Below are 25815 nucleotides of genomic sequence, written 5' to 3'. Positions count from 1 at the left end.
GAAGGGGCAGTACCAGCACCGTGAGGGACACACGAGAAAGCCGGCTGCTGCTCATCCTGCTGGTGGCCGTCGCCTTCGCACTCGTCACCGTGGACATCAAGGGCGGTGAGAGCTCCCCCCTCGGCGGTGCCCGACACGCCGCCGCCAGCGTCCTCGGCCCGGTCGAGCGCGGCGCCGCCACCGTCGTCGACCCGGTCGCCGACACCGTCCGGGCCTTCCGCGACGCCGCCTCCAACAACGGCCGCACCGACGAGCTCGCCCGCGAGAACACCGAACTGCGGCAGAAGCTCGCCTCCTCCGACATGGCCACCGGGCGCACCAAGCAGCTCGACGACCTGCTGCGCACCGCCGGCGCCGGCGGCTACACCGTCAAGGCCGCCCAGGTCATCGCGATCGGCCCGGCCCAGGGCTTCTCCTGGACCATCACCGTCGACGCCGGCAGCGACGACGGCCTCACCCGCGACATGACGGTGATCAACGGTCAGGGCCTGGTCGGCCGGATCACCACCGTCGCCCCGACCACCGCCACCGTGCTGCTCGCCTCCGACCCCGGCTTCTCTGCCGGCACCCGGCTGGAGGCCTCCGGCGAGATCGGCTTCGCCTCCGGCGGCGGCACCAGCCCGATGAAGGTCTCGCTGCTCAACGGCAAGGCCCAGGTCAAGGCCGGCGACCGGCTGGTCACCTTCGGCTCGCAGAGCGGCCGCCCGTTCGTGCCCGGCGTGCCGGTCGGCAAGGTCGTCGAGGTCGAGGCCACCCCGGGCCAGCTGACCAAGACCATCCTGGTCGAGCCCTTCGTCCAGTTCACCCGGCTGGACCTGGTCGGCGTGGTGGTCGTGCCGCCGCGCGCCGACCCGCGCGACGCCGTCCTGCCGCCGGCCCCGGCCCAGACCCCGGCCGCGCCCGCCGCCCCGCCCGCCAAGCCCACTGGGGGGAACTGAGCCATGCGCCTCGCCCGCATCCCCGTCTCCGCCGGCCTGATCCTGCTCGGCCTGATCCTCCAGGTCAGCGTCTTCGGACGGCTCCAGCTCCCGGGGGCCACCCCGGACATACTGCTGCTCGTCGTGGTCGGCCTGGCCATGGTCTACGGGCCGTCCGGCGGCTGCGTGGTCGGCTTCTCGGCCGGCCTGCTGGCCGACCTCGCGCCGCCCTCCGACCACGCGATCGGCCGCTACGCGCTGGTGCTCTGCCTGATGGGCTACGCCGCAGGGCTGCTGCGCCCGGACCACGGCCGCCAGCGGTCGGTGTCCAGCGCGCTGATGGTGGTGGCCGCCGCGGCGGTCGCCTCCACCCTGCTGTACGCGATGGTCGGCGCCCTGGTCGGCGACACCGCGGCCCGGCACGTCGGCCTCGGCGGCCTGGTGGTCAGCGCCCTGCTGTACGACGTGCTGCTGGCGCCGTTCGTGGTGCCGCTGGTGATGCTGGTCGGCCGCCGCTTCGGGCGCGACCCGGTGACCGCGGCCACCGATGACGACCAGGGCGGCTCCGGCCTGGGCACGCTGGCCCGCTACCGCACCACGCGCGAGGCCTCGTCCGGCCCGTCCTACAAGAAGCGGCGCATGCCCGGCTTCGTCCGGCGCCCGTAACCGGCCCGGCCCCCGACCTCCCGACTTCCCGCATCCTGGAGCGCACGAGACGTGAGCAACATCCCCGAGACCGGCCGTACCCGGCGGGTGACGATCCGTCTGGTGGTGCTGCAGATCCTGGTCCTGTCGCTGCTCGCCACCCTCGGCGGACGGCTGTGGTACCTGCAGATCCGCAACGCCAGCGTCTACACCGCCAAGGCGACCGGCAACCACATCCGCGAGGTGGTCGAACCGGCCGTCCGCGGCGAGATCCTGGACGCCTCCGGGCGGATCCTGGCCGGCAACGAGGCCCGGCTGGTGGTCTCGGTCAGCCGCACCTCGCTGCTGCAGCAGAAGGACGGCGGCAAGGCGGTGCTCGGCCGACTGGCCGAGGTGCTGGGGATGCCCGCCAAGGACGTGCAGGAGAAGACCCGGCTCTGCGACGCCAAGACCCCGCAGCCCTGCTGGAACGGCTCGCCCTACCAGCCGATCCCGGTCACCAAGGAGGCGACCACCCAGCAGGCGATGCAGATAATGGAGCGCCGCGAGGACTTCCCCGGGGTCACCGCGCAGCCCACCGCCGTGCGCCGCTACACCGGCGCCGAGGGCGCCAACATGGCCCAGGTGCTCGGCTACCTCTCGCCGGTCACCGACGAGGAGGTCAGCAAGACCGCCTCCAAGGCCGGCCTGGACCGCTACCTGCCGGCCGACCAGATCGGCCGGGCCGGCCTGGAGTCGGTGTACGACCGCGACCTGCGCGGCACCGCCGGCATCACCCAGCTGGAGGTGGACAACCTCGGCCGGGTGATCGGCACCGCCGGCACCGCCGCCCCGCAGACCGGCAACAACCTGGTCACCAGCATCGACGCCCGGGTGCAGAAGGTGGTCGAGGACAACCTGGCGCAGGCCATGGCCGACGCCCGGAAGACCTTCGACAAGGTCACCAACCGCAACTACGAGGCCGACTCCGGCGCCGCCGTGGTGATGGACGTCCACACCGGCCGGATCGTCGCGATGTCCAGTGCGCCGACCTACGACCCCAACCTCTGGGTGGGCGGCATCACCGGCAAGGACTACCAGTCGCTGACCAGCAAGGACTCCAACTTCCCGCTGCTGAACCGGGCCATACAGGGTCAGTCCGCCCCCGGCTCGACCTTCAAGGTCGTCTCCACCACCGCCGCCGTCGAGGCCGGCTACTCGCTGGACGGGACGTACGCGTGCCCGAAGAGCATGACCATCGGCGGCCGCGAGTTCAAGAACTTCGAGAGCGAGAACTTCGGCTCCATCTCCCTGGAGAAGGCGCTGGAGGTCTCCTGCGACACCGTCTTCTACGGCCTGGCGTACGACCAGTGGATGAAGGACGGCGGCATCAAGCCGAAGAAGGAGCCGGGCGACTGGTTCTTCAAGACCGCCCACCAGTTCGGCCTCGGCGCCAAGACCGGCATCGACCTGCCCAGCGAGGTCACCGGCCGGGTGCCGGACCGGCAGTGGAAGCAGTCCTTCTACGACAACAACAAGGACGCCTGGTGCGCGCAGGCGCAGAAGGGCGGCACCAGCTTCTCCGACCAGATCGCCAAGGAGAACTGCGTCGACGGCTACCAGATGCGCGCCGGTGACGCCGTCAACTTCGCGATCGGCCAGGGCGACACGCTCGTCACCCCGGTCCAGATGGCCCGGATCTACTCGGCGCTGGCCAACGGCGGCACCTTCTACCGGCCGACCATCGCCAAGGCGGTGATAAGCCCGAGCGGGGACCTCGTCCGCGAGATCGCCCCGCACGAGGACGGCAAGTTCCCCGGCTCCCAGAAGCTGCTGAGCTACATCGACCAGGCCACCGCGGGCGTCATCACCGGCGGTACCGCCGCCTGGAAGTTCTCCGGCGCCGGCTGGCCGCAGAACAAGATCGAGCTGCACGCCAAGACCGGCACCGCCGAGGTCGAGGGCAAGCAGACCACCTCCTGGCTGACCACGTACAGCAAGGACTACGCGGTCGTCATGACGATAAGCCAGGGCGGCACCGGCTCCGGCGGCTCCGGCGACGCGGTTCGCCGGATCTACCAGGCGCTGTACGGCGTCGACGACAAGGGCAACATCGACAACGGCAAGGCGCTGCTGCCCGCGCCGCAGGCCGAACTGCCGAAGTTCAACCCGGACGGCACCGCGATCATCAAGCCGGCGGCCTACACCGTCGACACCGCCAATACCGCCAACACCATCGACACCGTCGGCCCGGTGCAGGCCGTCGCGGGCCCGGGCCTCCTGGCGTCGCCGGACCAGGCGCAGGGTCTGCCCGGCCCGGCGCCGGCCTTCCTGGAACAGGTGCCGGGCGAACCCGCCCCGGCCTCGGCCTTCCTGGACCCGGCGCAGCCGAACGACCGGCCCGCCCCGGGCACCGCGGCCGACGCCGCACTCGAACCGAACCGCGGCCCGGGAAGGGGGCGGGCATGACCTCCTACGGCTCCTACCGGCAACTGCGGCTGAGCCCGCAGCGCAGCGGGGTCTCCAAGGCCCTGGCCAAGGACTCCCCGCTGTGGCGGCTGGACTGGATACTGCTGCTCGCCGCGCTGGCCCTGTCGCTCGGCAGCTCCCTGCTGGTCTGGTCGGCCACCCGCGGCCGGGACTCGCTCACCCACGGCGACCCGCAGTACTTCCTGTACCGGCACCTGACCAACCTGGTCGTCGGGCTGGTGCTGTGCTCGGTGGTGATAGGGATAGGGAGCCGGCGCTTCCGCACCCTCGTGCCGTTCCTGTACATCGGCGTGATCCTGATGCTGCTCGCCACGCTCAGCCCGCTGGGCTCGACCATCAACGGCGCGCACTCCTGGATCCAGCTGGGCGGCGGCTTCTCCATCCAGCCCGCCGAGTTCGCGAAGCTCGGGATCGTGCTGGCGATGGCGGTCGTGCTGTCCGACCAGGTGGACGCGGGGGAGCGGGAGTACCCCTCGCACCGGGCGGTGTTCCGCGGCCTGGTCTGGGCCTTCCTGCCGATGTGCGTCGTGCTGCTGATGCCGGACGCCGGCTCGGTGATGGTGATGGCCGCGATCGTGCTGGGCATCCTGCTCGGCTCGGGGGCGGCCAACCGCTGGGTGCTCGGGCTGCTGGTGGCGGGCACCGGCGGGTGCGTGGCGATCTGGAAGCTCGGGGTGTTGAGTAAGTACCAGATCGACCGCTTCGCGGCCTTCGCCAACCCGCAACTGGACCCCTCCGGCGTCGGCTACAACACCGCACAGGCCCGGATCGCGATCGGCTCGGGCGGGCTGACCGGCAAGGGGCTGTTCCACGGGACGCAGACCACCGGGCAGTTCGTGCCGGAGCAGCAGACCGACTTCGTGTTCACGGTGGCCGGTGAGGAACTGGGCTTCGTCGGGGCGCTGGCGATCATCCTGCTGGTCGGCGTGGTGCTGTGGCGGGCCTGCCGGATCGCCCGGCAGGCGACCGACCTGTACGGGACGATCGTGGCCGCGGGGATCATCGCCTGGTTCTCCTTCCAGGCCTTCGAGAACATCGGGATGTGCCTGGGCATCATGCCGGTGGCGGGCATCCCGCTGCCGTTCGTCTCCTACGGGGGGTCGTCGATGTTTGCGGTCTGGATCGCGATCGGGCTGCTCCAGGCGGTCCGCAGCCAGCGGCCGATAGCGGCCTGAGCGGACTGTCCGTCCACGCGTTCGTCGGTCGAGGGCCGGCCCGGGAATTTCTCGGGTCGGCCCTTGGTGTTTTTCAACTGGGCGCTGTGGGTGGGTAGTTGTTGCCCGGTTGCGGCGGGCCGTGGCCCCGGTCAGAGCAGGCAGTCGGCGGCGGTGAGCGCCGCGCGGACCTGGTGGGCCAGCTGCTCCTGGACCGGCACCCAGCGGGCGCCGAAGCGGTGGTGCAGCTGACCCAGGCTCTCGGTGACGATGTCGCGGGCCCGGCCCCGGGCCGCTTCCACGGTCGGACCGCCGCTGTCCGCCAGCAGCCGCAGCACCGTCGACGCCACCCGCAGCGGGATCCGGGCCGCGACGATCCCGGCGGTGGTCACCCGGGACACCGTGAGCGGCTCGGCGCACCAGCGGGCCAGCCACTCCTGGGCCACTGACGGGCAGAACTCCAGGGTGAACCCGGCCGCGCGCACCTGTGCGCCGTGCGTTGCCCGGGTGTGCGCGGGCACGTGGGCCAGCAGCCCGGAGAGCTCCTCGGCGCGCTCGCGCAGCGTCCGGGCCGCGGCGCCGACCGCCCGGTCCGCCGCCGGGTGCGGACGGCCGTCGCCGACCGCGTCCACGGCCCACATCGGCACCTCCAGTACGGCCGTCACCCCGCCGTGGCGGCCGGCGTACGACCAGGTGGACAGCTCCGGCTCGTCCGGCAGCGCCCGTGACCGGCCGGCGCCGTCCGCCGAGGGCATCAGATAGGTGCCGGGGAAGGGGCTGGCCCAGCCGACCGCGTCGAAGGGGTCGACGTCCAGCGGGATGCCGGCCCGGCGCACCGAGGAGGCGAAGAGTTTGGGCAGTCCGGGCACCGGAGCGGTCAGCTGGATGAAGGCGCCGCCGAAGTCCACCCCGTGCATCGAGCACTGCAGGAACGGGCGCAGCTCGTCGATCAGGCCGGTCAGCGCCAGGCTCTCCGGCATCGGGGGCCGGCCCGCGTCGGCGGCCGGCAGCAGTTCGGGCTGCTCCTCGAACGAGGGACGGAAGAAGTGCTCGTAGTGCCGGCGCATGGTGAGCGGCCCGTTCAGCCAGCCCGCGTTGAGCGCGGCGCCGTCCGGGTCCAGGCAGAGCAGCAGGTGCCAGGACAGGCCGGGCCGGGTGGGGCGCGCCAGCAGCACCTCGGCCAGCCGCAGGGCGCCGGCCGTGCCGATCGGCTCGTTGGGGTGCGGGCCGCCGACGACCAGCACCGCGCGCGGGCCCCGGTCGACGGACAGCAGCAGCAGCGGGCGCCCGGCCCGCGAGCGGCCCACCTCGCGCAGCCGGCACCGCTCCGGGTGGCGCAGCGCGAGCCGCCGGGCCGCGGCCTCGGCCTGGGCCGGCGCGGGGTAGCGGGCCGCCCGGCTGCCGAGGGGCCGGGGCGGGCGGACCCGCCGGTCGGTGTCGGTCATGGCTCTCCTAGGGCGTGTCCCCTGGGGTGTGTTCGCGTGGCCGCCCGGCTCGTCGGGCCGTCGGGCCGCAGGGGCGCGCGGGGGCGCCGACGGACGCGGCCTGCGGGGCCGGGGGCGAGGCCCTGCGCGCCGGGGACGGGTCGCCGGGGGAGTCGGCGAGGGGGTTGAGCGTACGGCCCAACTCCCTTGTCCGGAAGGGGTGCAGAGGTCTCTGGCGGGGCCCTGTCAGTACCGCATGGGTGGTCCGGGCATGTCAACGGCGGACGGCGCCGGGCGGCGGGCGCGCACTGCGCGTGCCGGGGCGGGCCGGACCGGGGCGGCCGCGCCGGAGCGCGGGCGGGTGCCCGGCCCGGGCGGGGGGTGAGCCCGGGGGTGAGCCAGCGGGCCTTTCCCCGGATTGGGCTACCCTTGAGGGTCACCCCTCCCCGCCGTCGCCTGCCGATGCGCGCGGCACCGAATCACGTCGTAAGGGTTCCTAGTACATGACTGTCGAATCGGTCTTCCCACGCCTGGAGGCCCTCCTCCCGCACGTCCAGAAGCCGATCCAGTACGTCGGCGGCGAGCTCAACTCGACCGTCAAGGACTGGGACGCCTGCGACGTCCACTGGGCGCTGATGTACCCCGACGCCTACGAGGTCGGTCTGCCCAACCAGGGCGTCATGATCCTCTACGAGGTGCTCAACGAGCGCGAGGGCGTGCTCGCCGAGCGCACCTACAGCGTCTGGCCGGACCTCGAAGCGCTGATGCGCGAGCACGACGTCCCGCAGTTCACCGTGGACGCGCACCGCCCGGTGAAGGCCTTCGACGTGTTCGGCCTGTCGTTCTCCACCGAGCTCGGCTACACCAACATGCTGACCGCGCTCGACCTGGCCGGCATCCCGCTGGAGGCCAAGGACCGCACCGACGAGGACCCGATCGTCCTGGCCGGCGGCCACGCCGCGTTCAACCCCGAGCCGATCGCGGACTTCATCGACTGCGCGGTGGTCGGCGACGGCGAGCAGGCCGTGCTCGACATCACCGAGCTCGTCCGCGGCTGGAAGGCCGAGGGCCGCCCGGGCGGACGCGACGAGCTGCTGCTGCGCCTCGCCCGTACCGGCGGGGTGTACGTGCCGAAGTTCTACGACGTGGAGTACCTGGCCGACGGCCGGATCGGCCGCGTCGTGCCGAACGCCCCGGGCGTGCCGTGGCGGGTGTCCAAGCACACCGTGATGGACCTCGACGAGTGGCCCTACCCGAAGCAGCCGCTCGTCCCGCTCGCGGAGACCGTGCACGAGCGGATGTCCGTGGAGATCTTCCGCGGCTGCACCCGTGGCTGCCGCTTCTGCCAGGCCGGCATGATCACGCGCCCCGTGCGGGAGCGAAGCATCACCGGCATCGGCGAGATGGTGGAGCGCGGGCTGAAGGCGACCGGGTTCGAGGAGGTGGGCCTGCTGTCGCTGTCCAGCGCCGACCACACCGAGATCGGGGACATCGCCAAGGGCCTGGCCGACCGCTACAGCGACGACAAGATCGGCCTGTCGCTGCCGTCCACCCGCGTCGACGCCTTCAACATCGACCTCGCCAACGAGCTGTCCCGCAACGGCCGTCGCTCGGGCCTCACCTTCGCCCCCGAGGGCGGCAGCGAGCGCATGCGCAAGGTGATCAACAAGATGGTGTCGGAGGAGGACCTGATCCGCACCGTCGCCACCGCCTACGGCAACGGCTGGCGCCAGGTGAAGCTGTACTTCATGTGCGGCCTGCCCACCGAGACCGACGAGGACGTGCTCCAGATCGGCGCGATGGCGAAGAACGTCATCCAGAAGGGCCGCGAGGTCACCGGCCAGAACGACATCCGCTGCACCGTCTCCATCGGCGGGTTCGTGCCCAAGCCGCACACCCCGTTCCAGTGGGCCCCGCAGCTGTCCGCCGAGGCCACCGACGCCCGGCTGGCCAAGCTGCGCGACTCGATCCGCGGCGACCGCAAGTACGGCAAGAACATCGGCTACCGCTACCACGACGGCAAGCCCGGCATCGTCGAGGGCCTGCTGTCCCGCGGCGACCGCCGCATCGGCGCCGTCATCCGCGCCGTCTACGAGGACGGCGGCCGCTTCGACGGCTGGCGCGAGCACTTCTCCTACGACCGCTGGATGGCCTCCGCCGAGAAGGGCCTGGCCGGCACCGGCGTCGACGTCGACTGGTACACCACCCGCGAGCGCACCTACGAGGAGGTGCTGCCCTGGGACCACCTGGACAGCGGTCTCGACAAGGACTGGCTCTGGGAGGACTGGCAGGACGCCCTGGAGGAGGTCGAGGTCGACGACTGCCGTTGGACCCCGTGCTTCGACTGCGGCGTGTGCCCGCAGATGGACCTCAAGATCCAGATCGGTCCCACCGGGAAGAAGCTGCTGCCGCTGGCCGTGGTCAACGGGGCTGCCCCGCAGGGCTAGTTGATGGTGCGGGTGGTACGGATGGCGCGGATCGGGCGGGTCCGGGCCGCGTGACGTGCTCGAAGTGACGGATGGAGCCCTCCCCGGGAATCGGGGAGGGCTCCATGCGTTCGCCGAGCGGACGGCGGCCGGGGGCGTCGGGGGGCGGCTGACCAGGGGCGGGACGAGGGGGGTGGCGGGGCGCGTACCCTTTGAGGTGACAGAGTCCGGACAGCGGCGGCAGCCGTCGCGCCGGACGGGGACAACTGACTAAGGACTGAGCGACCCTGGCACGCCGTACGCCCGACGGTCCTCCGCCCGCGCCGACGGTGCAGCGGATCCGTCTCCGCTACACCAAGCGCGGCCGGCTCCGCTTCACCAGCCACCGCGACTTCCAGCGCGCTTTCGAGCGCGCCCTGCGCCGGTCCTCCGTGCCGATGGCCTATTCGGCCGGCTTCACCCCGCACCCGAAGGTGTCCTACGCCAACGCGGCCCCGACCGGGGTGGCGAGCGAGGCGGAGTACCTGGAGATCGGCCTGGCCGCCCTCCGTGACCCGGAGGAACTGCGGGCACAGCTGGACGAGTCGCTGCCGACCGGACTGGACGTGATCGACGCGGTCGAGGTCCGGACGCCGAACTTCGTGGAGCGCCTGGAGGCCTCCGAGTGGCTGGTCCGGCTGGACGGCGTCGAGCCGCAGGAGGCCGCCCGCGCGGTCGCGGTGTTCCTCGCCGCCGAGCGGGTCGAGGTCGAACGCGTGACCAAGAACGGCGTGCGGGTCTTCGACGCGCGCGGTCCGGTGGCGGCGCTCGAGATCGCCGCGCCGCAGGTCGTCGACGGTGCGGACACGGCGGCCGAAGCGGACCGCGATGTTCGGACCGGCCGTCCCTGTGCGATACTGCGCCTGGTAGTACGACACGCCACACCAGCCGTACGACCCGACGACGTATTGTCCGGTCTCCGTGTGACGGCCGACCTGGCGCCGCCGGTCCCCGCAGAGGTGACCAGGCTGGCGCAGGGGCCGCTCGACGAGGAGTCCGGCACGGTGACCGACCCGCTGGCGCTCGACCGCGCCGCGGCCCCGGCCGGCTGACAGCCGCCGGGGTGCGCGGGGCCGCGTCCGCCTGACGGGCGGAGGCCGGGTCCAGTGCCTCACTGGGCCCGACGGTCCTCCAGGTTCCCGCGGCTCCCCAGGGGAGCGAGCGTCGTCGCAGCACAGGCCGGCCACCTGAGGCCCGCCGACCAGGACGGTCGGTGGGCCCGGGAACCCCGTCCGGGAGCCACCCGGGGTTGGGGAACGGCGCAGCTTGGGAAAACCTCAGAAGACTGGTCAGACCAGAAGACTTTCGACACCCCGCCGTGCGGCGGGGCGCCGAGCGAGACTACGAGCCCCTGTGCGGCCTCGCGTCCGCGCGGCGGCACCGTGAAAGGGTCCGGCCCGAGCATCCTCGCGATGCCGGCCGGCCACGGGTGCCGTGCCGTGCCCGGATGTGGAGCCCGGGGGCCTGACGGGAGATCCACCCGCATGCTCGATAACACCGATCCGCAGCAGAACGCGGCGACGGAACAGAACGAGACCGCCCCGACCGGCGGCGAAGGCACCTCCGCGGCGCCGCCGCGCCGCCGTCGCCGTGCGGTGTCCCGCCCGGCGGGCACCCCGCAGGGTGCGGCCGCCGAGACGGCCGAGACGGTCGTCCAGGCCGAGGCGCCCGCCGCCGAGGCGCAGGCCGCACCGGCCGCCGAGCCGGTGGCCGAGAAGCCGGTCCGGGCCCGCCGGACCCGCAAGCGCGCCGAGGCTCCGGCCGGGACGCCGGAGACGACCCCGGTCGTGGTCACCGAGCCGGCCGCCGCCGAGGCGCCCGCCGTCGAGAAGACGACGAAGACGAGCGCGAAGGCGGCCGCGAAGCCGGTCGAGAAGGCCGCTGAGCCGGCCGCCGAGCCGGTGGCCGAGAAGCCGGTCCGGGCCCGCCGCACCCGCAAGCGCGCCGAGGCGCCCGCCGGGGCGCCCGCCGCCGCCGAGACCCCGGCCGAGGAGCCCGCTGCCGCCGCCCCGGTGGCCGAGGCCCCCGCCGCCGAGCCGGCTGCCGAGGAGGCCCCCGCCGCTCCGGCCCGCCGGGCCCGTCGCCGCCGCGTGGTCGAGGCCGCGCCGGTCGTCGAGACCCCGGTCGAGGAGCCCGCCGCCGCGGAGGAGCCCGTCGAGGAGGAGCCGGTCGAGGAGGCCGTGGCCGTCCAGCCCGCGCCGGCCGCCGAGCCGACCCACCGGGTGCGCCGCCGTGCGGTCCGCCCGTCCACCGCGATCTTCCAGGCTCCGGTGTTCCAGGAGCCCGCCGCCGCCCCGGCCGCCACCCCGGCTCCCGCCGTGCAGCCGCAGGCGCAGCAGCAGCCCGCCGCTGCCGCCCCGGCGCCGGTCGAGGCCCCGGCCGCCGCGCAGCGCGAGGAGGACGAGTTCGAGTACAGCGGCGTCGGTCGCCGCCGCCGGGTGCGCACCTCGGTGCGGGTGCAGCCGCCGAGCCGTTCGAAGGCCGCCGAGCGGAAGGCCGCCGAGCGGGCCGAGAGGGCCGAGCGGGCGGAGAAGGCCGAGAAGGCCAAGGCCGTCGAGAGGGCGAAGGCCGCCGAGAAGGCGAAGCCGGTCGAGCGGGTCGTCGAGGTGCCGGTCGAGACGCCCGTCGTCGAGGCCCCCGTCGCCGGTCCGGAGACCGAGGGCGAGTGGGAGGACGACCGTCCGTCGCGCCGTCGCCGTCGGGGCGGCCGCCGTCGTCGCCGTGGCGAGGCCGAGGAGTTCGAGGCCGAGGCCGTCGAGACCGGGCAGTCCGTCGTCGAGGAGCCGGCCGCGGACGTCGAGGAGGACGTCGAGGACGATGACGACCTGGCCGCCGGCCTGTCCTCGTCCCGCCGTCGTCGCCGTCGTCGCCGCCGCAGCGGTGAGGCCGGTGCCGTCGAGACCGCCGAGACCACCGAGGACGGGGTCCGCACGGTGGTGAAGGTGCGCGAGCCGCGCCGCCGTTCCACCGAGCCGTCCTTCGACCCGGACGAGGTGCAGTCCATCAAGGGCTCGACCCGTCTGGAGGCGAAGAAGCAGCGCCGCCGCGAGGGCCGCGAGCTGGGCCGCCGCCGGGTGCCGATCATCACCGAGGCCGAGTTCCTGGCCCGCCGCGAGTCGGTCGAGCGCGTCATGGTGGTGCGCCAGAACGGCCAGCGGACCCAGATCGGCGTCCTCGAGGACGGCGTGCTGGTCGAGCACTACGTCAACAAGGAGCAGGCCACCTCGTACGTCGGCAACGTCTACCTGGGCAAGGTCCAGAACGTGCTGCCGTCGATGGAGGCCGCCTTCGTCGACATCGGCAAGGGCCGCAACGCCGTGCTGTACGCCGGCGAGGTCAACTTCGGTGCGCTGGGCCACGGTGGCCCGCGCCGGATCGAGTCGGTGCTGAAGTCCGGCCAGTCCGTGCTGGTGCAGGTCTCCAAGGACCCGATCGGCCACAAGGGCGCCCGCCTGACCAGCCAGATCTCGCTGCCCGGCCGCTACCTGGTCTACGTGCCCGAGGGCTCGATGACCGGCATCTCGCGCAAGCTCCCCGAGAACGAGCGCGCCCGCCTGAAGCAGATCCTCAAGAAGATCGTCCCGGACGACGCGGGCGTCATCGTGCGCACCGCCGCCGAGGGCGCCTCCGAGGAGGAGCTGACCCGCGACGTCCAGCGGCTGCAGCAGCAGTGGGAGGACATCCAGAAGAAGGCCGCGACCGGCAACGCCCCCGCGCTGCTGTACGGCGAGCCGGACATGACCGTCCGGGTCGTCCGCGACATCTTCAACGAGGACTTCACCAAGGTCATCGTCTCCGGCGACGAGGCGTGGAGCACCATCCACGACTACGTCTCCAACGTGGCCCCGGACCTCGCCGGGCGGCTCCAGCGGTGGACCTCCGAGGTGGACGTGTTCGCCACCTACCGGATCGACGAGCAGCTGATGAAGGCGCTGGACCGCAAGGTCTGGCTGCCCAGCGGCGGTTCGCTGGTGATCGACCGCACCGAGGCGATGGTCGTCATCGACGTCAACACCGGGAAGTTCGTCGGCCAGGGCGGCAACCTGGAGGAGACGGTCACCCGCAACAACATCGAGGCGGCCGAGGAGATCGTGCGCCAGCTGCGGCTGCGCGACCTCGGCGGCATCATCGTGATCGACTTCATCGACATGGTGCTGGAGTCCAACCGGGACCTGGTGCTGCGCCGCCTGCTGGAGTGCCTGGGCCGGGACCGGACCAAGCACCAGGTGGCCGAGGTCACCTCGCTGGGCCTGGTCCAGATGACCCGCAAGCGGGTCGGCCAGGGCCTGCTGGAGTCCTTCTCCGAGCCGTGCGTGCACTGCAACGGCCGCGGCGTGATCGTTCACATGGAGCAGCCGAGCGCCCACGTCCACACCCCGGCCGTGTCGGCCGAGGCGGCCGCGGGCAGCAGCAAGCGCCGTCGTCGGGGCAAGGGCGGGGCGGCCGCCGAGGAGCCGCAGGCCGTCGAGGCCGCGGTGGCCGAGGTGGTCGTCGAGGGCGAGCCGGTGCGCGAGGAGATCGAGGGCCAGCTGGCCCTGGAGGTCCCGGGCGTCGAGGCGGAGGCCGTCGAGGAGGCCCCGGCCGTCCAGCCGGACCTGGTCGAGATCCCCGCCGCCGCCGCGGCGGCTCCGGCCGGCCGCACCCGCCGCCGCGCGGTCCGCAAGGCGACGGCTCCGGCCGGGGCGCCGGGCGAGGCCGAGATCGTGGTGCTCCAGGCGCGGGCCGACGCGGCGCTGGAGGCGGCCCTGGAGGCTGCCACCCCGGCCGCCCCGGCCGTGGTGACCCCCGAGGCCGTCGAGGCCGTGGAGGCCGTCGTCGAGGCGCCCGCGGAGGAGGCCCCGGCCGCCGAGGCCGAGGCCGAGGAGCCGTCCGCGGAGGAGGCTCCGGCGCCCAAGAAGCGGGCCGCCCGCAAGACCGCCGCGAAGAAGACCGCCGCCAAGAAGACGACCACGGCGGCCAAGAAGACCACCGCCCGCAAGACCGCGACCAAGCGGACGAGCGCGGCGGCCAAGAAGGCGGCGGCCGCCGAAGGTGATACGGCGGCCGAGTAGTGCCCACGCGCCCGGGGCGGGACCCTTCCCGCCCCGGGCCGTACGGGCCGGTTTGCCCCCCGGGCGGCCGGTCCGTATTCTTGACCCTCGGCGTGTCTACGCCACACGCTCCCGAGCACATCACCTTCCCGAAGCGCCGCGTTCGCGCGGCAGCGGGCGGGGAGAGGCCCCTGTGTCCGTACCCAGGCGGCTGGCGTCGGGAGTTCCGACCGAGTAAGGAAAGCAGGTACCGCATGTACGCGATCGTTCGCGCAGGCGGCCGCCAGCACAAGGTCGCCGTCGGCGACGTGCTGGAGATCGACCGTATCGAGGCCAAGCCGGGTGACTCGGTCGAGCTCTCGACCATCCTGATCGTCGACGGCGAAGCCGTCACGTCCGACCCGTGGGTCCTGGCCGGTGTGAAGACCCACGCCGAGGTCGTCGACCAGACCAAGGGTGACAAGATCATCATCCTGCGCTACAAGAACAAGACCGGCTACCGCCGTCGCCAGGGTCACCGTCAGAAGCACACCGCGGTGCGCATCACCAGCATCGACTCGGTCAGCAAGTAAGGGGATAGCGAGATATGGCACACAAGAAGGGCGCAAGCTCTACCCGTAACGGCCGTGACTCGAACGCCCAGCGCCTCGGCGTGAAGCGCTTCGGCGGCCAGGTCGTCTCCGCCGGCGAGATCCTCGTGCGCCAGCGCGGCACCCACTTCCACCCGGGTGCGGGCGTCGGTCGCGGTGGCGACGACACCCTGTTCGCGCTGACCGCCGGTGCCGTGCAGTTCGGCACCCGCCGCGGCCGCAAGGTCGTCAACATCGTGGCCGTCGAGGCCTGAGTCACACCAGACTCACAGTGAAGGGTGGGCCGGAATGTTCCGGTCCACCCTTCATGCTTTACGCAGGTAGCAGCAGACTTTCGCACACTGGAGGCACACCATGACCACCTTCGTGGACCGCGTCGAACTTCACGTCGCCGCGGGTAACGGGGGCCACGGCTGCGCCTCCGTGCACCGGGAGAAGTTCAAGCCGCTCGGCGGCCCCGACGGCGGCAACGGCGGCGAGGGCGGCAGCGTCATCCTCACCGTCGACGCGCAGGTCACCACCCTGCTGGAGTACCACCACTCGCCCAAGCGCAAGGCCACCAACGGCAAGCCCGGCGCGGGCGGCCACCGCACCGGCGCGGACGGCGGCGACCTCGTCCTGCTGGTGCCGGACGGCACCGTGGTGCTGGACCGCAACGGCGAGGTGCTGGCCGACCTGGTCGGGCACGGCACCAGCTTCGTCGCCGCCCAGGGCGGCCGCGGCGGCCTCGGCAACTCCGCGCTGTCCTCGGCCCGCCGCAAGGCGCCCGGCTTCGCGCTGCTCGGCGAGCCCGGCGAGGCCCGCGACATCGTGATGGAGCTCAAGTCCGTCGCCGACGTGGCCCTGGTGGGCTACCCGAGCGCCGGCAAGTCCTCGCTGATCTCGGTGCTCTCGGCGGCCAAGCCGAAGATCGCGGACTACCCGTTCACCACCCTGATCCCCAACCTCGGCGTGGTCACCGCCGGCGACACCGTGTACACCATCGCCGACGTGCCCGGCCTGATCCCCGGCGCCAGCCAGGGCCGCGGCCTGGGCCTGGAGTTCCTGCGGCACGTCGAGCGCTGCTCGGTGCTGGTGCACGTGCTGGACTGCGCCACCCTGGAGCCCGGCCGCGACCCGCTGACCGACCTGGAGACCATCGAGGCCGAACTGGCCGAGTACGGCGGTCTGGAGGAGCGCCCGCGCCTGGTCGCGCTCAACAAGGTGGACGTGCCGGACGGCCAGGACATCGCCGACCTCACCCGGGAGTCCCTGGAGGAGCGCGGCTACCAGGTGTTCGAGGTCTCCGCCGCCTCCCGCAAGGGCCTGCGCGAGCTGAACTTCGCGCTGGCGCAGATCGTCGCCGAGGCACGCGCCGCCAAGCCGGTCGAGGAGTCGACCCGGATCGTGCTGCGGCCCAAGGCCGTGGACGACGAGGGCTTCACCATCACCGAGGAGGACGGCGCCTACCGCATCCGCGGCACCAAGCCGGAGCGCTGGGTCCGCCAGACCGACTTCTCCAACGACGAGGCCGTCGGCTACCTCGCCGACCGGCTGGCCCGCCTCGGCGTCGAGGACAAGCTGTGGAAGGTCGGGGCGCACGAGGGCGACACCGTCATCATCGGCCCGGACGAGAACGCCGTCGTCTTCGACTGGGAGCCGACCATGGCCGCCGGCGCCGAGATGCTCGGCCGCCGCGGTGAGGACCACCGCCTGGAGAGCCCGCGCCCGGCGGTCGACCGCCGCCGCGAGAAGCAGAAGGGCCGGGACGCGGCCGAGGCCGAGTTCCTCGCCTTCGAGGCGCTCTCCAGCACCCGCCCGGCCGCCATCGACGAGGGCGACGACGAGGAGTGACCCGGCCGGCCGGGACGCGTCCTGAGCCGGCCCGGGCGAACGGCCCCCACCACCCTCCGGGGCGGTGGGGGCCGTCCGTGTGTCCGGCCCCCGTCCGGAACTGACGGAGCGTCACTTCGCCCGGGAGGCCCGGGGCTTCAGCGGGTCGGCCGGGCCGTGCCGGCCGTCCGGACCGGCGGCCCGGCCGTGGCGGCGCCGGTCCAGCCGGTGAAACACCCTGCGGGCGACCTGCGCGGATCGCGTAGATTTCGGGGGTGACGGCCGGGCCCGGCCCGCCGCACCCGCACCACACCGGAAGGGCGTACAGCGAGATGAGCGAGGACTCACTGCGCGAGGAGGTGCTGACCGCCCGGCGGATCGTCGTCAAGGTCGGCTCCTCCTCCCTCACCACGGCGGCCGGCGGCCTGGACGCCGACCGGGTCGACGCCCTGGTGGACGCGCTGGCCAAGGTGCGCAGCCGCCCGGACGCGCCAGAGGTCGTCCTCGTCTCCTCCGGCGCCATCGCCGCCGGCCTGGCCCCGCTCGGCCTGGACCAGCGGCCCAAGGACCTGGCCCGCCAGCAGGCCGCCGCCAGCGTCGGCCAGGGCCTGCTGGTCGCCCGCTACACCGCCTCCTTCGCCCGGTACGGCATCCGGGTCGGCCAGGTGCTGCTCACCGCCGAGGACGCCAGCCGGCGCGCCCACTACCGCAATGCCTACCGCACCCTCGACCAGCTGCTGGCGATGGGCGCGATGCCGATCGTCAACGAGAACGACACCGTCGCCACCGCCGAAATCAAGTTCGGGGACAACGACCGGCTGGCCGCGCTGGTCGCCCACCTGGTCCGGGCCGACCTGCTCGTGCTGCTCTCCGACGTGGACGGCCTCTACGACGGCGACCCGGCCCGGCCCGGCACCAGCCGGATCGACCAGGTGAGCGGCCCGCACGACCTCGACGGCGTCGAGATCGGCAGCGCGGGCAAGGCCGGCGTCGGCACCGGCGGCATGGTCACCAAGGTCGAGGCGGCCCGGATCGCCACCGGCGCGGGCATCCCGGTGGTGCTCACCGCCGCCAGCCAGGCCGCCGACGCGCTGGCCGGACGGCGCACCGGCACCCTGTTCCTGCGCACCGGCAGCCGCACCTCCGACCGGATGCTCTGGCTGGCCCACGCGAGCAGCCCGCGCGGCGCCCTGCACCTCGACGCGGGCGCCGTCACGGCCGTCGTCTCCGGCGGCGCCTCGCTGCTGCCCGCCGGGGTCACCAAGGTGGACGGGGAGTTCACGGCGGGTGATCCGGTGGACCTTCTTGCCGAAAACGGCCACATCGTGGCTCGCGGACTGGTCAACTTTGATGCGAGGGAGTTGCCCCGCCTGCTCGGCCGGTCCACCCGCGACCTGGCCCAGGAGTTCGGCGCCGCGTACGAGCGTGAGGTCGTCCACCGCGACGACCTGGTCGTTCTGCGCGGCTGACCGGCCGGTGTGCCGGTACCGGCCGATCGGTTGAGCGCGGTCGGCGGGCCGCTCCGTACGGGGAGTGGCCCGGCCGCGGGCGAGGAGCGGTGCAGCCGTACCGGTCGGCCGCGGGCCGGCGGGTCCGGTGCGGGGGACGACACGACATCGCCGAACAGGAGGCCGCCGGTGGAACGCAGAAGCGAGGCAACGCTGACCGCAGGGACGGCGGGCCGACGGCTGACCAGCATCGACGGCGGACGCGGGGACGGACCCGCCGAGCCGGCCGGTCCGCCGCCGCAGGGGCCCGGCGGGACGCGCAGGCCGCGGTCGCAGCACGCGGACCCGGAGGAGTCGCCCACCGTGCCCGAGCAGGCCAGGCTCTGGCACGTGGTGCTGAGCGTGTCCGGGCAGGTCACCCCGCTGTCCTCGCTGCGCGTCTCGTTGGAGCGGCTGGCGTACGACCACTCGTTCTTCCTCACCGCCCGCTACGCCGCCGACCACGCCGAGATCCGGTACTGGGAGCAGGCCCGGGACCTGCACGACGCGGCGGCGATCGCGCTGCGGCTGTGGGGCGAGCACAAGGTCACCGCGAACCTGCCGCCGTGGGAGATCGTCGGCCTGGAGGTGGTCGACCGGGCGACGTACCACAAGCGGGTGGCGGAGGGCTTCGGCGATCCGCCGCCGCACCTGGGCGGGGTGCACCCGTACTGAGGGGGGACGCACCCGGGGTGCGGTCCCCGGGGTGCGGCCCGGAGGCGGGTGAGCCGCAGGGGAGAACCGTCTCGCCGGGTCGTCCCGCCGGGTCGTCTCGCCGGGCCGTCCCGCCAGGCGAAATGGCCGCTCGGCGGGCCCTGCGCAGTCGCTACCCTTGGCGCATGACCAGCGACCTCGCCACCGCCGACAGCCCCGTCCTCGCCGTAGCGCGCCGAGCCCGGGAGGCCGCCGCCGCGCTCGCCCCGCTGCCGCGCAAGGCGAAGGACGCCGCGCTGCTGGCGATCGCGGACGCCCTGGTGGCCCGCAGCGCCGAGATCACCGCCGCCAACGCCGAGGACGTGGCCCGGGCCCGCGCGGCCGGCACCGCCGAGTCGGTGATCGACCGGCTGAGCCTCGACCACGAGCGGATCGCCGCGATCGCCTCCGACGTGCGCGACGTCGTCGGCCTGCCCGACCCGGTCGGCGAGGTGCTGCGCGGCTACACCCTGCCCAACGGCCTGGACGTGCGCCAGGTGCGGGTGCCGCTCGGCGTGGTCGGCATCATCTACGAGGCCCGGCCGAACGTCACGGTGGACGCCGCCGCGCTCTGCCTCAAGTCCGGCAACGCCGTGCTGCTGCGCGGCTCGGCCTCCGCCTACCGCTCCAACACCGCGCTGGTCGCCGTCCTGCGGGACGCGGTCGCCGCCGCCGGGCTGCCCGCCGACGCCGTCCAGCTCGTCCCGGGCGAGAGCCGGGACTCCGTCCAGGAGCTGATGCGCGCCCGCGGCCTGGTCGACGTGCTGATCCCGCGCGGCGGGGCCTCGCTGATCCGTACGGTGGTCGAGGGCTCGACCGTGCCGGTGATCGAGACCGGCACCGGTAACTGCCACGTCTACGTGGACGCGCAGACCGACCTGGCGATGGCCGTCGGCATCCTGCTGAACTCCAAAGCGCAGCGGGTCAGCGTCTGCAACGCGGCCGAGACGCTGCTCGTCCACCAGGACGTCGCGGACGCCTTCCTGCCGCTCGCGCTGGCCGCCCTCGCCGAGGCCGGGGTGACCGTGCACGGCGACGACGCGGTGCTCAAGGCCGCGGAGGGCGGCGCCGCCACCGTGGTGCCCGCCACCGACGAGGACTGGGGCGCCGAGTACCTGTCCTACGACCTGGCCGCAGCCGTGGTGCCCTCGCTGGACGCCGCCGTCGAGCACATCCGCCGCTGGTCCTCCGGCCACACCGAGGCGATCGTCACCACCTCGCAGGCCGCCGCCCGGCGCTTCACCCGGTTGGTCGACTCGACCACGGTGGCCGTCAACGCCTCCACCCGCTTCACCGACGGCGCCGAGTTCGGCTTCGGCGCGGAGATCGGCATCTCCACCCAGAAGCTGCACGCCCGCGGCCCGATGGGCCTGCCCGAGCTGACCAGCACCAAGTACATCGTCACTGGTGACGGGCACGTGCGCGGCGAGGCGACGCAGACCGTGGGCGGGGACGCGGACGCGCGCTGAGCGCGGCCCGCGCGGCGGGCCGGCCGGGCCCCGGGGCGGTCGGCAGCGGCCCGCGTCACACGTGTGACGGACCAACTGCGATGAGCCACAGACAAATCGGCCGCCCGGTAATACGCTGAATCCGTGGCTGACGATGTGGGGGGCTCGCCGTACCCCGACGGCGCCGACCACGGTGGTGCGGACGACGAGTTCGCCACCGTGGTCTTCGATGAGGCCTTCGTCCGGTCCGCCGCCGTGCACGAGCCGACGGCCAAGGAGCGGCAGCTCGCCGCCGCCGAGGCCCGGTTCGAGCCGGACACCGCGGGCCCGGTCTGGGGCTATGACGTCACCGCAGGGGACGGGCTGCCGCTGGAGCTGCGCCCGCACCCGAGCGGACTGGACGACGACCACCTGTACCCCGATCCCTGGTCGGGCCCCGGCCGGGCGACCGGCCGCCCGGGCCGGCGCCGACGCGGCTACGACCCGGGGCGCGGGCGCGGGCGGTACGTGGCCCAGCAGCGCTGGCACCGGCCGGTGGCCTGGGTGCTCGCCGTGATCATGGGCGTGAGCCTGGTGGCCGTCGCGGTCGCGGCGATCTACCAGGGCGTGGGCGGCTCCTCCGGCGCGCCCCGGCGCCCGGAGTCCGGCAGCAGCAGCCCCGGGACCGACCCGAGGCCCGCGCCGGCCGAGCCGTCGCTCGTGGTCACGGCACCTGCGGGGTGACGTCGTAGGGCGTGGCGCAGGGGTGGTGCGCGCCGGGGCGGGCGGTTGCGGGGCGTTCCCGGGAATCTGCGGTCGCACCCTCGTGGAGGGGCGAGGGCGCGCCTTACCCTGGTGTCATGGGTGACCCGCGAGAGCCTCCTGAGGGTGCGCCCGACGGTGGTTCCGGCAATGAGGACGAGTTCCGGTCCGTCGTCTTCGACGAGTCCTTCGTCCGGGCTGCCCGGATCCAGGAGCTGTCCGCCCGGGAGCGGCTGGCCGGGTCCTTCGGCCGGGCGACCCGCCCACGGGTGCGGTTCGGCCCGCTGGGCAGCGTGCCGCGGCAGGCGCTCGCCCTGCTACTGCTCGTGCTGCTGGCCTTCGGGGCCGCGGTGTACTTCGGGGTCAGCTCGCCGAACCGGATCTCGGCCCGGCCCGAGGGCAGCCAACTGACCGTCAGCCTGGTCGCGTTGAGCCCGGCCTCGGTGGTCCGGCCGGTCGCCGACCCGGCCAATCCGTTCGCCGCGCTGCCGGTCGGGTACAGCGACGGGGCGATCGGACTGGGCACCCCGACCGGGGCCGCCACCGAGCACTTCAGCCGGGTCGAGGTGACCAAGGCGCTCGACACCGTCCAGCGCTACCTGGTGGCCTCCTCGCTGGCCCCGGCCACCCTCGTCCAGGGCGCGACCGCCGATGTGCGGGCCTTCGTCACCCCCGGGGAGCAGGCCCAGTTCGACACCAGCGTGACCCAGTCGGTCGACGACCGGCACCACGCGCTGACCGGCTGGCTGGTGCGCTTCGACCCGGCGCAGGTCGCGCTGGCCGCCGACACCGTGAAGGTGACCGGCGCGATGCGGATCGACGAGGCCGACGGCGGCACGCTGCAGATCACCACCGACCACACCTTCGTCTACGCGCTGAAGCCGGCCGGAGCCGCGGCCGGTGCGCCCGTCACCCTGGAGACCGTCCGGCGGCAGCTGACCTTCCAGTTCGACCGGGTCGACCTGGCCTCGGCCCAGCTGCGGCTGGTGGACTCGGTGATCCAGGCCGGGCCGGAGCCCTGCACCACCTCGATGGCCGGCTTCCTCCAGCCGGTGCTGGCCACCCCGCAGGGCACCCAGGTCCCGCCGCCGGCGCCGATCGATCCGGGCAACCACGCGCAGCCGGCCTGGCAGGTGTGCGGGGTGCTCGCGCCTTAGTCCCTGTCCGGGGCGTCGGCGGCGAGCGGGAGGCGGACCACCGCGCGGGCGCCCGGGCCGGGCGGGGGCGGGTCGGTGAAGGCGGCGGTGCCGCCGACGCCGCGGGCGATCGAGCGGACCAGGGCGAGGCCCAGGCCGGCGCCGCCGGAGTCGCGGGAGCGGGCGTCGTCCAGCCGGACGAACCGGTCGAAGACCCGCTCCCGGTCCTCCGGAGGGATGCCCGGGCCGTCGTCCGTGACGGTCAGCACGGCGTGCCCGTCCTCGACGGTCACCGAGACCGCGACGGCGGTGCGGGCGTGCCGGGCGGCGTTGTCGAGCAGGTTGCGCACCAGCCGGCCGAGCCGCAGCTCGCTGCCCGGGACGGGCGCGGGCTCCAGGGAGACGGCCAGGAAGGCCGGCCCGTCGGCGGACGGGTGGGCGCGTTCGGCGACCTGCTCGCCGACCAGGTCGGCGAGGTCCACCGGCTCGCCGCCGGGCGGCCCGGTGGGCTCCTCGACGGCGGCGAGCAGCAGCAGGTCGTCGGTGAGCAGTTGCAGCCGCTCGGTGTCGGTGAGCGCGTCGCGCACCACCTGCGGCCACTCCACGCCCGCCGGGTGGGCCAGCGGCACCTCCAGCGAGCTGCGCAGCGCGGCCAGCGGGCTGCGCAGCTCGTGCGAGGCGTCCGAGACGAGTCGGCGCTGCTCGTCGATCGCGTGTTCCAGGCGGCCGAGCGTGGTGTTGGTGGTCTCGGCCAGCCGCGCGATGGCGTCCCGCGAGGGTGGCACCGGGACGCGCTCGTGGAAGGCTCCGGCGCCGATCCGGGCCATGCCCCGGCGGATCGACTCCACCGGCCGCAGCGCCAGGCCGGTGACCAGCCAGGCGATCAGGGCGGTGAACAGGGTGGCGCCGGGCAGCACGTAGCGCAGCAGGATGCCGGTGATCCGGTCCTCGGCCTGGTCGGCGACGGTGGGGTTGACCAGCAGGTAGACGGTGACGCGCTGCTCCGGCAGGCCCAGGATGCCGGTGTACTGCCGCAGGGCCTGGGAGGAGACCGGGTCGGTGACCCGCTTGATCATGGTGACGTCCCGGCTGGTGAGGGAGGGGCCGTTCTCGGGCCAGTGCCACAGCCGGGTGTGGTCGGGCAGGGTGATCCGGACCTGCTCGGTGTGTGCGGGGGAGACGTCCTGGGGGTAGGGCGGGAGGGGAGCGAAGGGTTCGGGTGGCAGGCCCGCGTACTCGCCCAGCAGGGTGCTGGGCCCGAGCCCCTTCTTGTTGGGGTAGATGGTGATGCTGGCCCGGCCGTTGGGGGATAGCGGGAAGGCCACCTGGCCGTCGGCCAGGACCAGCAGGAACGACTCCTTCAGGGTCGAGGTCCAGGTCTGGGCGCCGGTGGGTATGTCGTGGGCGACGAGCTCGGCACTGTCCTGGGCCTGTTTCTCGGCGACCGCCGTCCACTGGTCGTGGACCGCGCCGCCGACCCAGAGGGCGGCCACCGAGAAGGCCAGCACCGAGGCGAGGGCCGCGCCGAGGGCGGCGCGGACGCGGAGCGAGGAGCGGTGCCAGGGGCGCAGCAGCGGGCGGAGGCGGTCAGTGCGCATCGGGCACCAGCCGGTACCCGGCGCCGCGCACCGTCTCGATCCGGCAGCCGACGCCGGGCACGTCCAGTTTCCGCCGCAGGGCGGCGATGTAGACCTCGACGATGTTCACGTCGCCCCGGAAGGCGGCGTCCCAGACGGTGTCCAGGATGCCGCCCTTGGGGACCACCTCGCCGGGGCGGTGGGCCAGGCATTCCAGCACGGCGAACTCCTTGGTGGTGAGCCGGACCTGTCGGTCGGCGGCGGTGCAGTGGCGGGCCGCCGGGTCGATCCGCAGCGCGCCGACCGCGAGCACCGGCGGGCGGGCGGCGGCGCCGCGGCGCAGCAGGGCGCGCAGCCGGGCGGTGAGCACGACGTAGGAGAACGGCTTGCTGAGGAAGTCGTCGGCGCCGCAGTCCAGCGACTCGGCCTCGTCGTACTCGCCGTTCTTCGCGGTGAGCATCAGAATCGGTACGGAATTCCCGGCGGCGCGCAGTTCGCGGCAGACCTTGAAGCCGTTGAGGCCGGGCAGCATCAGATCGAGCACGATCGCCGAATAGGGCTCGGTGAGGGCGAGTTCGAGCCCCCGGACGCCGTCGTGGGCCAGGTCGACCGCGTATCCCTCGGCCGCCAGCCCCTGCCTCAGGGACTGCGCGAGCCGCTCCTCGTCCTCGATGATCAGTAGCCGCATGACGGACATCCTTGGGGGAATTCCGTTTTCCCGCAACGGCCTTGACCGGCTTGCCCGGGATATCCGAGCTGAAGTTTTCCTCAGCTTTCCTCAGTTTCCCTTCAGCGGGGAATTCCTAGCGTCCGGGTCATGGATTTCCGACGTGTGCTGCCGTGGTCGGTGGCCGCCCTGCTCGCCCCGCTGTACGCGGCCGTCTCGCTCACCAGACACGGCCGGTTGGAGAGTGCGGGTTTCGACCTGGGCATCTTCGAGGAGGCGGTGCGCGCCTACGCCCGGCTCGAAGCACCGGTGGTCGCGCTGAAGGGCACGGGCTTCAACCTCCTGGGCGACCACTTCAGCCCGGTGCTGGCGGTGTTGGCGCCGTTCTACCGGCTCTGGCCGGGGGCGGGCACGCTGCTGGTGGCGCAGGCGGTGCTGGTGGCGCTGTCCGCGGTGCCGGTGACGGGGTACGCGGTGCGGGTGCTGGGGCCGGCGGGCGGGGCGGTCGCCGGGGTCGCGTACGGGCTGTCGGCGGGGTTGCAGAGCGCGGTGGCGTTCGACTTCCACGAGGTGGCCTTCGCGGTGCCGCTCGCGGCGGCCGCGGTGGTGGCGCTGGCCCGGGAGCGGTACGGCCCGGCGGTGGCGTGGGCGCTGCCGCTGCTGCTGGTCAAGGAGGACCAGGCGCTGCTGGTCGCGGCGGTCGGCGGCTACGTGTGGTGGCGCGGGCGGCGCCGGCTGGGGGCGGTCACCGTGCTGGCGGCGGTGGCGGCCGGGCTGCTGGTCACCCTGGTGGTGATCCCGGCGCTCAACCCGGGCGGCGAGTACACGTACGGGCACATGGGGGAGTACGGCGGCGGGAACCCGCTGGTCCGGCTGCTGTTCCCGGCGGTCAAGGCGCTGACCGTCCTGCTGCTGCTGGCGCCGACGCTGCTGCTGGCGCTGCGCTCGCCGCTGGTGTTGCTGGCGGGCGTGCTGCTGGCGGCCCGGTTCTGGGTGGACAATCCGGCGTTCTGGCGCACCGGGCAGCACTACGACGCGGTGCTGGTGCCGCTGCTGTGCACGGCGGGGCTGCACGGGGCGGGCCTGCTGTTGCCCCGGCTGTCCCGGCTGTCCCGGCTGGGCCGGGGGCTGCCGGTGGCGGCGGGGATGCTCGCCGTCACGGTGGCGCTGACCGCGACCGGCCCGGTGGCGGGCGTGCTGGCGGGGGACGCCTGGCGGGGCGACGGGCGGGCGGCGCAGGTGCGCCGGGTGCTGGCGGTCGTCCCGGACGGCGCCCGGGTGGCCGCCGCCAACCGTCTGGCGCCGCAGCTGACCGGGCGCTGCACGGTGTCGCTGTTCCCGTACCTGACGCCGCCGGGCGGGCCGGGCGGTGCGGGCGGGCCGGGTGGCTGGGGGCGCCCGGTGGCGGAGTGGGTGGCGGTGCTGGAGGAGCCGGACGGCTTCCCGGTGCCGGTGGCGGAGCAGCGGCGGTTCCTGGCCGGGCTGGTCGACGGCGGCGGGTACCGGCGGGTGGCGGACGGGGCCGGGGTGGCGGTGTACCACTGGCAGCCGGGGTAGGCC

Annotated in this window: 19 protein-coding genes; 16 read left to right on the top strand and 3 right to left on the bottom strand. The window is 73.8% G+C overall.

Annotated elements, in window-relative coordinates:
- Window positions 1-20 precede the first annotated feature (20 nt).
- The 4 genes from mreC to rodA are packed head-to-tail and all read left to right on the top strand — an operon-like array spanning window position 21 to window position 5206.
- On the top strand, window positions 21-938 hold the full coding sequence (gene mreC, locus A6F73_RS10535; protein WP_063347561.1) for a rod shape-determining protein MreC: 918 nt from the start codon (window positions 21-23) through the stop codon (window positions 936-938).
- A 3-nt stretch (window positions 939-941) separates the two neighbouring features.
- Complete coding sequence (mreD, locus tag A6F73_RS10530; protein ID WP_063347560.1) at window positions 942-1583, top strand: rod shape-determining protein MreD; 642 nt, start codon at window positions 942-944, stop codon at window positions 1581-1583.
- 51 nt (window positions 1584-1634) lie between these two features.
- Window positions 1635-4010, top strand: coding sequence for a penicillin-binding protein 2 (mrdA, locus tag A6F73_RS10525; protein WP_244293351.1), 2376 nt, complete (start codon window positions 1635-1637; stop codon window positions 4008-4010).
- A complete protein-coding gene (gene rodA / locus A6F73_RS10520) occupies window positions 4007-5206 on the top strand; it encodes a rod shape-determining protein RodA (RefSeq protein WP_063347559.1) in 1200 nt (399 codons plus the stop codon). The genes mrdA and rodA overlap by 4 nt, the downstream gene beginning before the upstream one ends.
- A gap of 131 nt (window positions 5207-5337) precedes the next feature.
- Here rodA and A6F73_RS10515 read toward each other — a convergent pair whose 3' ends face one another.
- Window positions 5338-6630 (bottom strand): M14 family zinc carboxypeptidase, encoded by a 1293-nt coding sequence (locus A6F73_RS10515; protein WP_063347558.1) that lies wholly within the window; start codon window positions 6628-6630, stop codon window positions 5338-5340.
- Between the two features lie 482 nt (window positions 6631-7112).
- On the opposite strand from A6F73_RS10515, the gene A6F73_RS10510 reads away from it, so the two are divergent.
- The 11 genes from A6F73_RS10510 to A6F73_RS10460 all read left to right on the top strand — a co-directional run bounded on the left by A6F73_RS10510 (window position 7113) and on the right by A6F73_RS10460 (window position 22032).
- Window positions 7113-9056, top strand: a complete 1944-nt coding sequence (locus A6F73_RS10510) for a TIGR03960 family B12-binding radical SAM protein (protein WP_063347557.1) — start codon at window positions 7113-7115, stop codon at window positions 9054-9056.
- A 308-nt stretch (window positions 9057-9364) separates the two neighbouring features.
- Window positions 9365-10126 (top strand): TIGR03936 family radical SAM-associated protein, encoded by a 762-nt coding sequence (locus A6F73_RS10505; RefSeq protein ID WP_063347556.1) that lies wholly within the window; start codon window positions 9365-9367, stop codon window positions 10124-10126.
- A 432-nt stretch (window positions 10127-10558) separates the two neighbouring features.
- Complete coding sequence (locus A6F73_RS10500; protein WP_063347555.1) at window positions 10559-14125, top strand: Rne/Rng family ribonuclease; 3567 nt, start codon at window positions 10559-10561, stop codon at window positions 14123-14125.
- Window positions 14126-14358: 233 nt separating this feature from the next.
- Window positions 14359-14676, top strand: a complete 318-nt coding sequence (rplU, locus tag A6F73_RS10495; RefSeq protein ID WP_063347554.1) for a 50S ribosomal protein L21 — start codon at window positions 14359-14361, stop codon at window positions 14674-14676.
- A 14-nt stretch (window positions 14677-14690) separates the two neighbouring features.
- Entirely contained in the window at window positions 14691-14948 is a 258-nt protein-coding gene (gene rpmA / locus A6F73_RS10490; protein WP_030309712.1) for a 50S ribosomal protein L27, read from the top strand.
- Between the two features lie 100 nt (window positions 14949-15048).
- The gene (gene obgE / locus A6F73_RS10485; protein ID WP_063347553.1) at window positions 15049-16527 is read left to right on the top strand and encodes a GTPase ObgE; all 1479 of its coding nucleotides are present in this window, start codon (window positions 15049-15051) and stop codon (window positions 16525-16527) included.
- 311 nt (window positions 16528-16838) lie between these two features.
- Window positions 16839-17975, top strand: coding sequence for a glutamate 5-kinase (gene proB / locus A6F73_RS10480; RefSeq protein WP_063347552.1), 1137 nt, complete (start codon window positions 16839-16841; stop codon window positions 17973-17975).
- A 168-nt stretch (window positions 17976-18143) separates the two neighbouring features.
- A complete protein-coding gene (locus A6F73_RS10475) occupies window positions 18144-18668 on the top strand; it encodes a hypothetical protein (RefSeq protein WP_063347551.1) in 525 nt (174 codons plus the stop codon).
- Between the two features lie 164 nt (window positions 18669-18832).
- Window positions 18833-20155: a glutamate-5-semialdehyde dehydrogenase gene (locus A6F73_RS10470; RefSeq protein WP_063347550.1), complete on the top strand. Its 1323-nt coding sequence runs from the start codon at window positions 18833-18835 to the stop codon at window positions 20153-20155.
- A gap of 123 nt (window positions 20156-20278) precedes the next feature.
- The gene (locus A6F73_RS10465; protein WP_063347549.1) at window positions 20279-20857 is read left to right on the top strand and encodes a hypothetical protein; all 579 of its coding nucleotides are present in this window, start codon (window positions 20279-20281) and stop codon (window positions 20855-20857) included.
- A gap of 116 nt (window positions 20858-20973) precedes the next feature.
- The gene (locus A6F73_RS10460) at window positions 20974-22032 is read left to right on the top strand and encodes a hypothetical protein (protein ID WP_063347548.1); all 1059 of its coding nucleotides are present in this window, start codon (window positions 20974-20976) and stop codon (window positions 22030-22032) included.
- On the opposite strand, the gene A6F73_RS42495 is transcribed toward A6F73_RS10460, so the two are convergent.
- Together A6F73_RS42495 and A6F73_RS10450 are read right to left on the bottom strand one after the other, a co-directional pair.
- Window positions 22029-23609 carry a HAMP domain-containing sensor histidine kinase gene (locus A6F73_RS42495; protein WP_063347547.1) on the bottom strand — a complete coding sequence of 527 codons (1581 nt, stop codon included), beginning with the start codon at window positions 23607-23609 and terminating at the stop codon, window positions 22029-22031. The two genes, A6F73_RS10460 and A6F73_RS42495, sit on opposite strands and share 4 nt — an antisense overlap.
- Window positions 23599-24276: a response regulator transcription factor gene (locus A6F73_RS10450; RefSeq protein WP_063347546.1), complete on the bottom strand. Its 678-nt coding sequence runs from the start codon at window positions 24274-24276 to the stop codon at window positions 23599-23601. Before A6F73_RS10450 ends, A6F73_RS42495 begins: the two co-directional genes overlap by 11 nt.
- Before the next feature lie 129 nt (window positions 24277-24405).
- Here A6F73_RS10450 and A6F73_RS10445 point away from each other — a divergent pair, with 129 nt between their 5' ends.
- The gene (locus tag A6F73_RS10445) at window positions 24406-25812 is read left to right on the top strand and encodes a DUF2079 domain-containing protein (protein ID WP_079135578.1); all 1407 of its coding nucleotides are present in this window, start codon (window positions 24406-24408) and stop codon (window positions 25810-25812) included.
- Window positions 25813-25815: the final 3 nt, after the last annotated feature.

This window comes from Streptomyces sp. MJM8645, assembly GCF_001625365.1.
GTDB lineage: Bacteria > Actinomycetota > Actinomycetes > Streptomycetales > Streptomycetaceae > Kitasatospora.
Note: the sequence above shows the minus strand (reverse complement) of the source record. Positions and strands in the feature narration are given on the sequence as shown.